Origin of the sequence: Bradyrhizobium sp. INPA03-11B (genome assembly GCF_040446015.1) — a bacterium.
In the GTDB taxonomy this organism is placed as follows: Bacteria; Pseudomonadota; Alphaproteobacteria; order Rhizobiales; family Xanthobacteraceae; genus Bradyrhizobium; species Bradyrhizobium macuxiense_A.
Genome location: NZ_JASGSR010000020.1, coordinates 65,148 through 78,181, shown reverse-complemented (window position 1 = coordinate 78,181; position 13,034 = coordinate 65,148). Strand labels below are relative to the sequence as shown.

14 protein-coding genes are annotated in these 13,034 nt (G+C 63.6%); 5 read left to right on the top strand and 9 right to left on the bottom strand.

Going from position 1 to position 13,034, the window contains the following annotated elements; translation table 11 throughout:
• Positions 1 to 146: 146 nt before the first annotated feature.
• The 4 genes from QMZ05_RS11085 to QMZ05_RS11070 form a co-directional block, all read right to left on the bottom strand.
• Complete coding sequence (locus tag QMZ05_RS11085) at positions 147 to 1,022, bottom strand: DUF296 domain-containing protein (protein WP_353700777.1); 876 nt, start codon at positions 1,020 to 1,022, stop codon at positions 147 to 149.
• Between the two features lie 4 nt (positions 1,023 to 1,026).
• Positions 1,027 to 2,685, bottom strand: coding sequence for an acyl-CoA synthetase (locus tag QMZ05_RS11080; RefSeq protein ID WP_353700776.1), 1,659 nt, complete (start codon positions 2,683 to 2,685; stop codon positions 1,027 to 1,029).
• A 211-nt stretch (positions 2,686 to 2,896) separates the two neighbouring features.
• Positions 2,897 to 3,298 (bottom strand): SPW repeat protein, encoded by a 402-nt coding sequence (locus QMZ05_RS11075; RefSeq protein WP_353700775.1) that lies wholly within the window; start codon positions 3,296 to 3,298, stop codon positions 2,897 to 2,899.
• Positions 3,299 to 3,481: 183 nt separating this feature from the next.
• Positions 3,482 to 4,426, bottom strand: a complete 945-nt coding sequence (locus QMZ05_RS11070) for a tetratricopeptide repeat protein (protein ID WP_353700774.1) — start codon at positions 4,424 to 4,426, stop codon at positions 3,482 to 3,484.
• A 100-nt stretch (positions 4,427 to 4,526) separates the two neighbouring features.
• Between QMZ05_RS11070 and QMZ05_RS11065 the strand changes: the two genes are divergently transcribed.
• Positions 4,527 to 4,799: a GNAT family N-acetyltransferase gene (locus tag QMZ05_RS11065; protein WP_050424520.1), complete on the top strand. Its 273-nt coding sequence runs from the start codon at positions 4,527 to 4,529 to the stop codon at positions 4,797 to 4,799.
• An 11-nt stretch (positions 4,800 to 4,810) separates the two neighbouring features.
• Here QMZ05_RS11065 and QMZ05_RS11060 read toward each other — a convergent pair whose 3' ends face one another.
• Positions 4,811 to 5,602: a fumarylacetoacetate hydrolase family protein gene (locus QMZ05_RS11060; RefSeq protein WP_353700773.1), complete on the bottom strand. Its 792-nt coding sequence runs from the start codon at positions 5,600 to 5,602 to the stop codon at positions 4,811 to 4,813.
• A 99-nt stretch (positions 5,603 to 5,701) separates the two neighbouring features.
• Positions 5,702 to 6,115, bottom strand: coding sequence for a DUF3597 domain-containing protein (locus QMZ05_RS11055; protein ID WP_050424522.1), 414 nt, complete (start codon positions 6,113 to 6,115; stop codon positions 5,702 to 5,704).
• A gap of 288 nt (positions 6,116 to 6,403) precedes the next feature.
• Here QMZ05_RS11055 and QMZ05_RS11050 point away from each other — a divergent pair, with 288 nt between their 5' ends.
• Positions 6,404 to 7,315: a DUF2189 domain-containing protein gene (locus QMZ05_RS11050; RefSeq protein ID WP_353700772.1), complete on the top strand. Its 912-nt coding sequence runs from the start codon at positions 6,404 to 6,406 to the stop codon at positions 7,313 to 7,315.
• 232 nt (positions 7,316 to 7,547) lie between these two features.
• Entirely contained in the window at positions 7,548 to 8,363 is an 816-nt protein-coding gene (locus QMZ05_RS11045; RefSeq protein WP_353700771.1) for a lytic murein transglycosylase, read from the top strand.
• A gap of 175 nt (positions 8,364 to 8,538) precedes the next feature.
• Here QMZ05_RS11045 and QMZ05_RS11040 read toward each other — a convergent pair whose 3' ends face one another.
• Together QMZ05_RS11040 and QMZ05_RS11035 are read right to left on the bottom strand one after the other, a co-directional pair.
• A complete protein-coding gene (locus QMZ05_RS11040) occupies positions 8,539 to 9,534 on the bottom strand; it encodes an AraC family transcriptional regulator (protein ID WP_353700770.1) in 996 nt (331 codons plus the stop codon).
• A 99-nt stretch (positions 9,535 to 9,633) separates the two neighbouring features.
• On the bottom strand, positions 9,634 to 10,059 hold the full coding sequence (locus QMZ05_RS11035; protein WP_353700769.1) for a DUF3574 domain-containing protein: 426 nt from the start codon (positions 10,057 to 10,059) through the stop codon (positions 9,634 to 9,636).
• A gap of 514 nt (positions 10,060 to 10,573) precedes the next feature.
• Here QMZ05_RS11035 and QMZ05_RS11030 point away from each other — a divergent pair.
• A complete protein-coding gene (locus tag QMZ05_RS11030) occupies positions 10,574 to 11,572 on the top strand; it encodes an AraC family transcriptional regulator (RefSeq protein WP_353700768.1) in 999 nt (332 codons plus the stop codon).
• Positions 11,573 to 11,655: 83 nt separating this feature from the next.
• Here QMZ05_RS11030 and QMZ05_RS11025 read toward each other — a convergent pair whose 3' ends face one another.
• The gene (locus tag QMZ05_RS11025) at positions 11,656 to 11,916 is read right to left on the bottom strand and encodes a hypothetical protein (RefSeq protein WP_349510106.1); all 261 of its coding nucleotides are present in this window, start codon (positions 11,914 to 11,916) and stop codon (positions 11,656 to 11,658) included.
• Between the two features lie 755 nt (positions 11,917 to 12,671).
• On the opposite strand from QMZ05_RS11025, the gene QMZ05_RS11020 reads away from it, so the two are divergent.
• Positions 12,672 to 12,824, top strand: coding sequence for a DUF1127 domain-containing protein (locus tag QMZ05_RS11020; protein WP_016846063.1), 153 nt, complete (start codon positions 12,672 to 12,674; stop codon positions 12,822 to 12,824).
• Positions 12,825 to 13,034: the final 210 nt, after the last annotated feature.

Sequence of the window (13,034 nt, the reverse complement as noted above, 5' to 3'; positions counted from 1 at the left end):
GTCGTCCCTGCGAAAGCAGGGACCCATAACCACAAATGGTCATTGGTGCACGATGTCGGAACGACGAGTCCCGTCAACAACATTCGCCGCAGGGTATGGGTCCCGGCCTTCGCCGGGACGACGATGGGGATGACGCGTGCCGCCCCCTACGGCCGCTCCGCCTCCTCCAGCACCTCCAGCACCAGCTCCATCGTCATCAGCACCGGATTGTCGCCGCGCACCAGGCGTCCCTCGGCGATGCCGCCGAGATAGTCGACCAGCGCGACGTCGAGCTCGGCATGCAGCAGGCCATCTTCGTCGGCCGCGATCAGCCCCGCGGTCACCGCAAGTTCGGTCGCGAACGGCACCACGCTGTGGCCATCGCTGAAGACGGCGCCGATGGTCGAACCGACGCCGCCGTGCAGCCGCGCGCGCAGGATGCCGTGGTGGCGGCAGAAGCCTTCCAGCGCGCAGGCGAAATCCTGGTTCGGGCGCAGCCGCAATGCGAAGGCATGGCTGGTGGTCTTCGCACCAACAGGCGCGCGGGCGACGGGACCGAACAGCTTGAAATTGGTCTCGCTGTCGAGCTCGGCCAGGAACGTCGCGCCATCGATCCCGAACGCGCTGACCTCGAACGGCTCGGCGACGATGGTCTCATCGGGCAGCATGTGGCCGCCGTTGAAGCGGCCGTCGGCCTCGGTCCACAAGCCGTGGCAATGGAAGAACGGCGCGCCGTCGCGTTCACCGAAGGTCAGCGCCGCTAGCTTGAGCCGCGTCACGCCGTCGGGGCGAAACGTGTCGCTGTAGAACGCCGCGTTGACGCCGTCCTTCGACAGCGCCGGCATCACGTAGGCGAACGGCCCGAGCGCGCCACCCGTCGCGCTCAGCACGCCGCCGGAAAAGCCTTGCGCCGCAAAGCCGCGGCGCACCGCTTCGAGCAAGGGAATGCCGGCCTCGAGCATGAATGAAAAGGCGCGGCCGCGCGCGGCGACCCACTGGATTCGCTCGGGAAGCGGAGCGCCAGGCTGGGCGATGCTGCGCATCGCCCTACGTGTCCGTCGATTTGGCGATCACCTCGAGCAGCCCGCGCGCCTCGAGCTCGTCGCGGATCAGCCGCTTCGGCACCTTGCCGTAGCCGGACTTCGGCAGCGCTTCCCAGAAGAAGAAGCGCTTCGGCATCTTGTAGCGCGGCACCTTTGGCGCCAGGTACGCGGCGAGCTCCGCCTCGGCGACCGCCTCGGTGCCCTCGCGCGCGACGCAGACGGCGACGCCGACCTCGCCCCAGAACGGATCGGGCACGCCGAGCACCGCGACCTCGCCGACCGCGGGATGCGTCAAGAGCTTCTCCTCGATCTCGCGCGGATAGATGTTGGAGCCGCCGGAGATGTACATGTCGGAGGCGCGGCCGGTGATGTAGACGAACCCCTCCTCGTCCATATGGCCGAGGTCGCCGGTGCGGAACCAGCCGTCGCGGAACGCCTTCGCATTGGCCTCGGGATTGTCGTAATAGCCGGCGAACACGCCGGGCCCGATCACGCAGATCTCGCCGGTCTCGCGCGCCTTCAACTCGCGGCCGTCGTCTCCCTGGATCGAGACCTGCATGCCGGTGCGCTCGAAGCCGCAGGTGCCGATCCGCGCATGCGGGCCGTCCTCAGGATCGTGCAGACCGGGCGGCAGCACGGTGATGTTGCCGGTGACCTCGCCGAGGCCAAAATATTGCACGAGCACGCCGCCGAGCTTGTTCAGCGCCGACTTTTGGTCTTCGCGATACATCGGTGCGCCGGCATAGATGATGTAGCGCAGCGAGGAATGATCGTGCTGGTCGGCCGCGGGATGCTCGACCATCATCTTCAGGATGGTCGGCACCGTGAACATGTTGCTGACGCGGTGCTTGGCGATCAGCCGGAACGCTTCGGCGATGTCGAACTTCTCCGACGGCAGCAGGATGGTCGGCACGCCGCGCGCGGACTGCACCAGTTGATGCACGCCGGCGCCATGCGACAGCGGCGCCACCACCAGCGAGGCGTCCTCCTCGGTGGTGCCGGGCATCAGGTCGGCGAGATGGTTGGTGATCACGAAGGCCATCTGGCCATGGGTCAGGACCGCCGCCTTGGAGCGGCCTGTGGTGCCGGAGGTGAAGAAGAACCAGCAGGGATCGTCGTAGTCGACCGCAACGTTCTCGACCACCGCGCTCGCATGCCTGGCGATGACGTCACCGACGGTCGCCTCGCCGAACGTGCCTTGCTCGCCGAAGCTGTTTTGCTCACCGATCCGCCAGACGAATTCGAGCGCGGGATTGGCGGCCGCCTTGGCATGCTCGGGGAAGTCGGCGTGGCACAGAAACGCCTTGGCGCTGGAGGCCGCGGCCAGATAGGCAACCTCATCAGGCATCAGGCGGAAATTGGTCGGCACCCAGACCGCCCCGAGCCGGAACGCTGCGAACATCGACCAGAACATCTCGTCGCAGTTCTTGGAATGCACCAGGATGCGGTCGCCCTTGCCGATGCCGCGCGCGGCCAGTGCCGCGGCCAGCGCCGAGACGTTCTGGTCGATATGGCGCCACGACCAGGCCTTCTCGTTCCAGATGAAACCGGGACGATCGCCATGTCGGCGGGCGTTCTGGGTCAGGATGTAGGCGAGGTTCATCACCCGGCGCGACACCCGCGCGATCCCGCCGCGCGGCGCGGTCCCAGCCGTCCCGCTCATTGTCGCCCCGCCGATACGCACAACAGACAGGGCATGGTCAGGACGGTCATCGGGTGTTTCCTTGGTCAGAACCGGGCGTCTTCAAGCGCCGCAAGGGGTTGGTACCACCCGGTTTATCGCCAAGCAGCGCGCCTCGGCAAGGCCCGCCGGGGCGCAGCGCGATGATACCGCGCGCCGGCGGCGGCCAGCCCGATCTGCCCGGCTCCGCCCGCTACTGCGGATACTTGGCCAGGTCCTGCTCGCTCAGGTTCCAGTCCTGCCAGAGCTGCAACGCGCCGATCAGCGCGACCAGCGCGCCGAGCAGGATGTGCCAGAGCTGCAGCGACTGGTCTTCCGAATAGCCGAAGATGTTGGGCGACGCGACCAGCCAGAGGCCGAGCAGAATGCTCGCCACCTCCTCCCAGCGATGCAGCGCGACATATTCGAGCTGGGCGAGGCCCAGCACCAGCATGCCGACCACGAAGCTGTTGAGCACCAGGTGGCTGCGTTCGACGTCGACGACGTCGCTCACCTGCATCGGAAACCAGGGCGAGACCATGATCAGCACGCCGAGCAGCATGCCGAGCCAGTCCTCCCAGGGGCGATGTGTGCCGAAGAAACGATTGTCCGACATGACGAACCTCCTTGCGACAAGGGGCATACGTCAGCGGCCGGCCTTACCACTCCGTACCAGACGACCATCGGGCCGCATCACGGGCGTATGTCTCGGCTCAAGCCTAATCGAATTGCGCCCGCCCGCAAGGCCCGATCGGCATGTGTGCAACGCGGCAGGACCGACGGCCGCGGGCGATGTGCGTTACCGTGCCCCGTCGAGACGCGCCAGCGCTTCCTTGGCGGTCTTCAGATCGGGCTGCAGCTCGAGCGCCTTGCGGAAATCGGCCGCCGCGCCCTTCCTGTCGCCGAGCCGCAGCCTGGCCTGGCCGCGGTTGTTCCAGGAATAGACGTCCGCGGGATCGTATTGCAGCGCCTTGTCGTAGTCGGCGAGCCCGCCCTTGTTGTCGCCCTGAAAGAGCCGGATCATGCCGCGGTTGCGCCAGCCGCGCGCGTCGGTCGGCGCGAGCTTCGTCGCCTCACCATAGTCGGCGGCGGCGCGGTCGAGCTGCTCGGCCTCGCGGTAGACATTGCCGCGGTTGATATAGGCGAGCACGTTGGGATCAAGCTTGATCTCGGTGGTGAAGTCGGCGATCGCATGCGCCGCGTCGTGCTTGCGGTAATAGACGAAGCCTCGATTGCCATAGGCCGTGGAGAGCTGTGGACTGTACTTGATGGCGAGGTTGAGATCGGCCAGCGCGCGGTCGAGATCGCCCTTGTTGAGCCAGGCATCGCCGCGGTTGTTGTAGGCCATCGCAAAACCCGGATCGATCCGGATCGCTTCATCGTAGTCGGCGATGGCATGATCGAGATCCAGCTTGAAGGCGTAAACGCGGCCACGGTTGGTGTAGGCGCAGGCAAACGCAGGATCGAGCTTGATCGCCTCGTTGAGGTCGGCAAGTGCGGCATCGAGTTCGCGCTTCTCGGTCAGTCCATGGCCGCGGTTGCAATAGGCCCCGGCCAGATGCCTGCCGGTTTGGGTCTTGCCGTCGATGACAGCCGTGCAGGCAGTCACGCGGTCGCCCGGGGCCGTCGCGGAGCCGATGCAGGTCTGCCAGACCGGATCATCGGCGGCAGCCGCTTGCGGGGGATTTGGCAGCGTCAGGGCGGCGCCGAGCAATGCGGCGGTCAGGCAGGCCGAAATGCGCATATCGTCAATCCACAAATGCCAATATGCGGGTTGGTCGCGTCTTTGCACCGGCCGGTTCACGCGCTTAGATCAACGCCTGTGAATCAAGTTAGGATTTGCGATGGCTGCCGTCCGCGACAACAGGGATCAAAACCGCTTCGAGCTCGACACCGAGGGCGGTCTCGCCTTTGCGAATTACCGGCGGACGCCGGCGGCCGTGATCATCACCCATACCGAGACACCGCGTGCCCTGCGCGGCCGCGGCATCGCATCGGAGCTGGTCAAGGGCGCGCTGGAGCTGATCCGCGCCGACGGCCGCAAGGTCATCGCCGGCTGCGGCTTCGTGGTGGACTACCTCAACAAGCATCCGGAATATGCGGACCTCGCCGGCTAGCGCCGTTCTGGTCAGACGATCTTGATCGACATGTCGGGCAAGCCTTCGAGCTTGCAGAGCAGCACGTCGCCCTTGACGACCGGGCCGACATTCTCCGGCGTGCCGGAATAAATGATGTCGCCGGCCTTCAGCTCGAAGGCCTCGGACAGCTTTGCGATCTGCTCGGCGACGCTCCAGATCATGTTCTTCAGATCCGAGCTCTGCCGCACCGTGCCGTTGACTGCGAGCGAGATCGCGCCTTGCGTGAAGTGGCCGGTCTTGTCAGCCGGATGGATTGGCCCGAGCACCGCCGCATGGTCAAAGCTCTTGCCGATCTCCCACGGCTTCTTCTCCGCGGCCATGCCGTTCTGCAGATCGCGCCGCGTCATGTCGAGCCCGAGTGCGTAACCATAGACGTGCTCGAGCGCCTTGTCGGCGGGAATGTTGCTGCCGCCGGACTTCAGCGCCGCGACCAGTTCGACCTCGTGGTGATAGTTCTTGGTCAGGGACGGATAAGGATGATCGGCGACGGTGCCGGCCGCGACATTCTGGATCGCATCGGTCGGCTTCTGGAAGAAGAACGGCGGCTCGCGCGTCGGATCGGAGCCACGCTCGATCGCGTGCGCGGCGTAGTTGCGGCCGATGCAGTAGATGCGGCGGACCTGGAACACCTCGGAGGCGCCGACGATCGGGATCGTCACAGCCGGTACCGGAAACAGCGCCTTCGGCGCGGCCTCGGCATGGGCCGGCGCGGATTGCGTCGCGGCGCCGGCCAGTGCGAGGGCGCCGGTCGCAAGCATGGTCCGGCGATCAAGATCAGTCATGCGCGTTCTCCTTCTTGTTTGCCGATCTATAGATGCTCGCCGATCCATAAAAAAGGGCCCGCGCTGGCGCGGGCCCTGGTGGTGTGTAGGATGATCCCGTTAGTGCTTGATGTCCGCCGGCAGCACGCCGCCATTGGCTGCGAGCTTGGTCATCACTTGCTTGTGCAGCCAGATGTTCATGCTGGCGGAATCGTTGGTGTCGCCGCTGTAGCCGAGCTCCTTGGCGAGCTCCTTGCGGGCCGACAGGCTGGAGTCGATGTCGAGTGCCTTCATCAGGTCGACGATCGAGGTGCGCCACTCGAGCTTCTCGCCCTTGGCGGCAACCGCCTTGTCGAGGATGGGGGCGACGTCAACGGACTGGGCGGGCGCCGCACCAGCAGGCACTGCGGCAGGAGATGGCGACGCGCTGCCGGATCCACCGGCGGGAGCTGCGCTTGTGGCCGTTCCGCCGGCGGGCGCCGCGCTGGCACTGCTGCCGAAGATCGCGCCCATGATTTTTCCAAAAATGCTCATCGTTCGCTCCCAAGAGAGTTGAGATGTGAAGGTCACACGGCAATGGGCCGGCTGACCGCGGTCGCAGTTCAAGTGTATCGCCCCCTCAATACCTTGCCAATGCGACATTCACTTAAGCGTGAGTGCTTTTGGCGCAGTTTGGGAGTAGCCTCACTCAACAGTTCGCGACACGGCCAGTTCCCTGCTCTGTCTTTCGCGTCTGGCTTGCTCGTGATCGCTTCGAGAGGCAGTACGTTTGTGCCCGCGCGCCGGGCGCAGAATGCGCCCGCCCAGAGGGAGACAACGACCATGGCCACACCATACCAAGGCAATGTCACATCGATGACGCAGAGCGGAGAAGGTGCCGCGTCTGCGCCCGTCATCCGCACCATCGGCCTGTCCGATTTGCACCAAGCGCTGCGTCTCGGCTGGGAAGACTTCAAGGCGGTGCCAAGCCACGCCATCATCCTGTGCCTGATCTATCCGGTGCTCGGCATCGTGCTCGCGCGCACCGTGCACGGCTATTCCGTGCTGCCCCTGCTGTTTCCGTTGGCCGCGGGCTTTGCCCTGCTCGGCCCGTTTGCCGCGATCGGCCTCTACGAGATGAGCCGCCGCCGCGAGGACGGCGGTGAAGCATCTGCGTGGGACGCCATTCAGGTCTTCCGTTCGCCGTCGTTCGGCGCAATGCTTGGGGTCGGAACGATCTTGTTCGCACTGTTCGTGACCTGGATTGCGACCGCGCAGGCGATCTACACGGCGGTGTTCGGTTATGCGATTGCGGCTGACATTCCCGATTTCGCCGGGCGCGTGCTCACCACCCCGCAAGGCTGGTGGCTGATCGTGGTCGGCTGCAGCGTCGGCTTCCTGTTCGCGCTCGTGGCGCTCTGCATCAGCGTGGTCGCCTTCCCCATGATGCTCGACCGCCAGGCCAGCGCCGGCGAAGCCATGGTGACATCGATGCGCGCCGTCGCGCAGAACCCGGTGCCGATGGCAGCCTGGGGCCTCATCGTCGCGGTGCTCCTGGTGCTCGGCACGATCCCGTTCTTCCTCGGGCTTGCTGTCGTGATCCCCCTGCTCGGTCACGCGACCTGGCATCTGTATCGCGAGGTCATCGTCAAGGATCCGAACGCACGGCCGGTGTTCCCCGAGCCGCGCGAGCGCAAGCCGGCCGCCGACTTCCCGGCCAACCTGTTTCCGTGGCGGCGCAGCGATCGCGGATAAGTGCCGGTCAACCTGAACTCGTAAACGTCACAGCAACCGCCGGCCGATATATTCGGCCGGCGGTTTGTCGTCCCGGACCGTCAAATGGATGTGAAGTTGGCGTGGCATTTGCAGCGCGACCCGAGAAAAACGGCCCGATCACGAGCCTTGTTTTGGCCGCTGTTGCCGCGAACATACCCGCCGCGTTGCACGACCAATCGATGACATCGCAGACTTCGGAGTGAAATTGCCTATGACCTCTCGCTTGTCCTTTCACGCGCTCGCCATCGGGGCGTGGCTCTTGACCTCGACCGCGTCTGCGCTCGCCGCCCAATGCGGCACGGGCACGTTCGAGTCCTGGCTCGACGATTTCAAGAAAGAGGCCGTGGCAAAGGGTATTTCACAGAACGCGATCCAGGCCGGGCTGAATGGCGTCACGCAGGACAAGGCGATCCTGGCGCGCGATCATTCGCAGCAGGTGTTCAGCCAGACCTTCGAGCAGTTCTCGGGCCGCATGGTGCCGCCGCGGCTCAATCGCGGCTCCGACATGATGAAGCGCTACGGCTCGGTGCTGTCGCGTATCGAGGAAGCCTACGGCGTGCCCGGCGAAATCCTGGTCGCGATCTGGGGCCTGGAAACCGATTTCGGCGTCAACACCGGCAAGTTTCCGACCCTGCGTTCGCTGGCGACGCTGGCCTATGATTGCCGCCGCTCCGACATGTTCAAGGCCGAGTTGATGGATGCGTTGCGCATCGTCGAGCGCGGCGATCTCGCACCGCAGGAGATGCGCGGTGCCTGGGCCGGCGAGATCGGCCAGACCCAGTTCATGCCGTCGTCCTACATCAAGTTCGCAGTCGACTTTGACGGCAACGGCAAGCGCGACCTGCTGCACAACGTGCCGGACGTGCTGGCGTCGACGGCGAACTTCCTGAAGAGCTACGGCTGGAAGAAGGGCAAAGGCTGGGAGCCCGGCAGCGAGAATTTCGCGGTCATCCAGCAGTGGAATAAGAGCGAGGTGTACGCCAAGACGATCGGCTACTTCGCCACCCAGCTCGCCAAAGCGCCATAAGGTCATTTGCCATCAGGTAGGTCAAAGGCCGACTGTCCCAGGCAATCGGCCTTTATCGCCTTGATCAAGGATGGCGCGCCGGCCCCGATGAGGGGCGCGCCGCAGGCGCCGATCTTGCCGTTCGGCATCGCAGACCAGCCACAATCGTGACGGTATGTCGTTGAAGCGTTTGCCGTCAGTGGCGCAGCAATGCGGCGCGGATGTCCGACGGCGTTGCGCCGTAATACCGGCGAAACGTCCGATTGAAGTAGGACAGATCGCCAAATCCCGATTCAAACGCGATCGTGCCGATGGTGCTGTCGCTCCGGACCGGGTCCGTCAAGAGGCGATGCGCGCGTGCCAGGCGCTGAGCCAGCACGAATTCCGAGAACGTCGTGTCCACGCTTTCGAACAATCTCTGGATATAACGCGGCGTGAGCCGCAGGCGCGCCGCCACGGCGAGCAAGGTCAGATCGCCGTAGCTGAGATTTTCGGAGATGTCGGCCTTGACCGCGGCGAACCGCGCGGCCGCCAGCCCTCGATCTTTCGCGACGGCCGTTCCGTCCGGACTAGCGCCGACGACCAGCGACCCAAGGTCGATCAAATGGGTGACCACGGCATCGAGCAGTCCGGGTGTCGAAAGACGATATCCGTCGTCCAGTTTCCGAAGATAAAGCGCGAGCAACCGCAGTGCTTCCGTGCTCGATGGCAAACCACGCATGAGCACGTCGTCGAGATTGGACACCAGCGGCGCCAACGCCTTGCGAGGCAACCTGAGGCCGATGAAGCGGGTTGGCGATTGTGGGAGGACGGCCATGCGGCCGACTTCCGCGCTCGACATCAGCACGGCTTCACCCGGGCCGAGCGTGACCTCCCGACCGCGTTGTGAGGCGTTCATGCTGCCGCTTGTTGCGATCGTCAGGACGAGGTCGTCAGTGCCGTCGAGCAATTCGCGCGGTCTTACCACCTGCAGGTTGGTGCACGCCCAGGATCCGGTGCCAAGGACAATCCCAACGCCGGGCAACTCACGCAACCTCGCTTCGGCATGGAATGCACCTTCGATCAGCGGCTCCGGGTCGAGCTTCATGACCAGCCGTCCGACCTGTTCCCGGAAAATCGCCAATCGGTCTCGTTCGCCCCAATCAGCAGTCGAGAACCGAAATTCGATGATACCTTGCGGCTTCATTGTCATCGGCACATCCTCGTGGGTGGGGCCCAAGATTCTTGCCATCCGGCCAGCGACTGACGTCGCGCGCGCGATGGAGATGGATATTGCGGTTACAGCGAGTGGTCAGAACGATGCGCAAGTGGTCGAGAGCGTGAGGCCAACCGACTGTTGATGAAAGCGCTGCCTGTATGCGGTGCCGATCTGCGTCAAGCGCGCCAAGGTCTCCGGCGTCTCGGCAGCGATGATGCGCACGACAAAGGACTGCTCGCGTGTGATCCGGCCCGTGTCCGGGTCGCGCCACTGGCCAGAAGCGCTGAGCAGGGTCAAGCCATCTGGAAAGCGCGGTGTCACCTCCCGCAGAAGGAAATCCGACCACTGGGCGTCCGATACGCTTCCATGTCCGGGGATACGACGTCCAAACAACAGTTCGGCCTGCATCGTCGACTTGCCATTGATCAGCTGGCACGACGTTGCTGCGCCTTCGGCGGCGGACGTGTTGCTTCCCGCAACCAGGACAAGCCACGCCGCGGCGTGGATCAGTGTGCGCATGAAGTTCGAACTGTGAGCTTTGCCGCTCCGGCCCGCGACGTCCTGGGTGCTGCGGTCCGGTATACGATCCAGGCAAACGGTAACATTCCGAGGAACACGGCCAGTACGCCGACGATGCCCATCGCAAGCCTGACGTCGCCGGGCGCGACATCAACACGCAAAAGTAGTGCTAAAATCACCTCTTATCCTTCTGCGAGCGGTCCAATCTTGCGCCATGGGTTTTAGTGACTGGTCCGCCCGCCGGCTTGGACATGCGCGACAACGCATTGGATGAAAACGACTTGGCGGGTCGGTATTTCAATCTGTATAGGTTCCGGCCAATGGAACGTGCGTCCCACCCCGGACGCACTCGCCGCTGGGGGGGAACCGCGGATGGAACATACGTAGGACGCTTTGGCAGAGCCAAGTCGTTGGCTAGAAGCCCTGCGTTCGTCTGTTGCCGCCGAACCGGGTCGCCTCGGTGAACCAGACGCGGCATTCCGGCGACATCTGTTGCGACAGCTTGAGTTTCCCGATGACCTCGACGGCCAACGACGTTGCACTCTCCCGGTTTTCCCTGGAAGATTTTGCCGAGAAGGACCGTATGGCCGCATGGCGTGATCTGTACGGCCGGCTGGTGCTGAAGGCCGACCTCGCGCCACTGCCGGATCATTCCTTGCATGCGGATGTGACCGTGCGGATGCTGCCCGGGCTGGCCATCACGTCAGCCAGCATGTCGGCGTTTCGCTACGAGCGCGGTGCCGAACAGTTGGCGGATGGCAACGACGGGCTTGTCCTGGTGATGGGCTCGCACGATGCCATGATGGTGCAGCGTGGGCGCGAGGTCACGTGGAGCGCCGGCGACGGGTTGCTGGTCAGTTCGGCGGATCCGGTCGCGATGGTCTGCCCCGCCCCGGCGAAGATTTTGTGCCTTCACGTTCCACGGCCGGCGCTGGCGCCGCTGGTGAGCAGCGTCGATTCCTCCGTGATGCAGCCCATTGCGCGCTCCACCGAAGCGCTGAAATTGTTGGTGAGCTATGTTGGGGCGCTGCAGGAGGACGATGCGCTTGCCACGCCTCAGCTACAGCACCACGTGGCTTCGCATGTGCACGATCTGATCGCTGTGGCGCTCGGCGCAACGAGAGATGCCGCGGCTCTTGCCCATGGGCGGGGCGTCCACGCAGCGCGGCTGCGTGCCATCAAAGCCGATATCATCGACCATCTCAATCACGGCAATCTCACGGTTGCGGCTGTCGCGCGGCGACACGGCGTCACCCCGCGCCAAGTGCAACGGATGTTTGAAGGCGACGGGACCACATTCTCACAATTCGTGCTTGGGCGCCGTCTCGCGCGAGCGCATCGATTGCTCGTCAATCCGCGCTACGCCGATCGGCCTGTGAGCGCGGTCGCCTTTGAGGTTGGTTTCGGCGACGTGTCCTATTTCAACCGCACCTTTCGCCGGCAATACGGAGCGCCCCCCTCGGACGTGCGTGAATCGGTGCGAAGAGGGCTGATCGCGAACAGTGGCTCCTGATTCAATCGAGGCCGATCGCGCTCCAGCCAAATAAAAAGGGCCGATTGCCCCAGGCAATCGGCCCTTGTCGTCATGATCAAAGCTTACTTCGCCATGCTGGCTTCAGCTGCTTTGCCGAGGTGTTCGCCGCATGCGCCCCACTTGTTGTTCAGCATCGCGTCCTGGGCGAGCGAGACTTCCTTCTCCGCCGCGAATTTGACCTCATTGTCCGCCATAGCTTCGACGGCCGCTTCAGTCTTGCCGAAATTGGCGCCGCTGCAGCCGACGCCCATGTGATGGCGATGAGCGGCCTGAGCCGGGGCAACAGCGTAAACGACGGCAGCCATGGTGGTCGCTGCGATCAATGTCTTGATCATGGGATGTTCCATCTTTTGTTCTTGAACAGAATCCTGCGTGATTGCGGAATCTGCGGAATGATTATTCGCTGTTCCCGGCACCGTTCAGAATGAACTTCGCGCGATACGAATGTGATGAGCGCTGCACGCGTATCGCGCATGCGTTGCATAGTGTTTTGATTACAAGCCGGTAAGGAAGCGGCGCCGCATTAGCGCGGCTGGAGGCGTTCACTTCAATCAACGCATTTCCGATAAGCAGCAGGCGATCCCCGCGACATCGTGCACCCGGCCGACATCCGAGCCGCGGACAAGGCCGTACTACCTCGCAAGTCAATGCGGCCGATTGACGCTACGTCCGTCGAGCGTCCGCGCCGCCATACAATGAACTTATAATCACTTCTAATGTCAAGATATTGCATGCGAATCACGCATGGGACACATCGACGTGATCATTCACTCACAACGCCATTTCAGCTTGATCACGCGGTCTGTAATTACCACATACTTAACGCGGTAGAGGCCAGCGGAATCCCATCAACTCACTGATATCTAGAAGGTTTTATCGAAGGCGACCGGGTTGCCGGGACTTCCGCCTCCGGCCCCGCTCTCGACGCCGCAAACGGTTAACCGGACCTTACCTCCGCCATGCGTTTTGAGCTTAGCTGCATCGCAACATTGGAACTACCGCACTGCACTATATCATCTATATTCACTTCAACGATGAGGCTTTAGAAAAGCTGAATCTGAACTACTAGGAGACTACCATGTTGCTCTCGCTCATCCGCATGATCCAGGCTTTCCGGGATTATCAGCGCAATGTCAGCGAACTGTCCCAGCTCAGCGATCGTGAACTGGCCGATATCGGCCTCGACCGCTCGGACATTCCGCGTGTTGCCGCCGGTACCTACAACGGCTAATCGGCCGCAAGCCATCTGATGAACGGATAACGCCCGCTTCCACAGCGGGCGTTGTCGTTTTCAGAGCTATCCGTTCGGATGGCATCGGAACGGATAGGCTCTGGTCCCCTTGGTTTGGCGCGTCTTCCTTACGCGAACCGGTATCCACTTCGCTTGAAACGCTCCGGCGCGGTTTCAGATGCATATGGTCACGAAACGCGCTAACGCTGC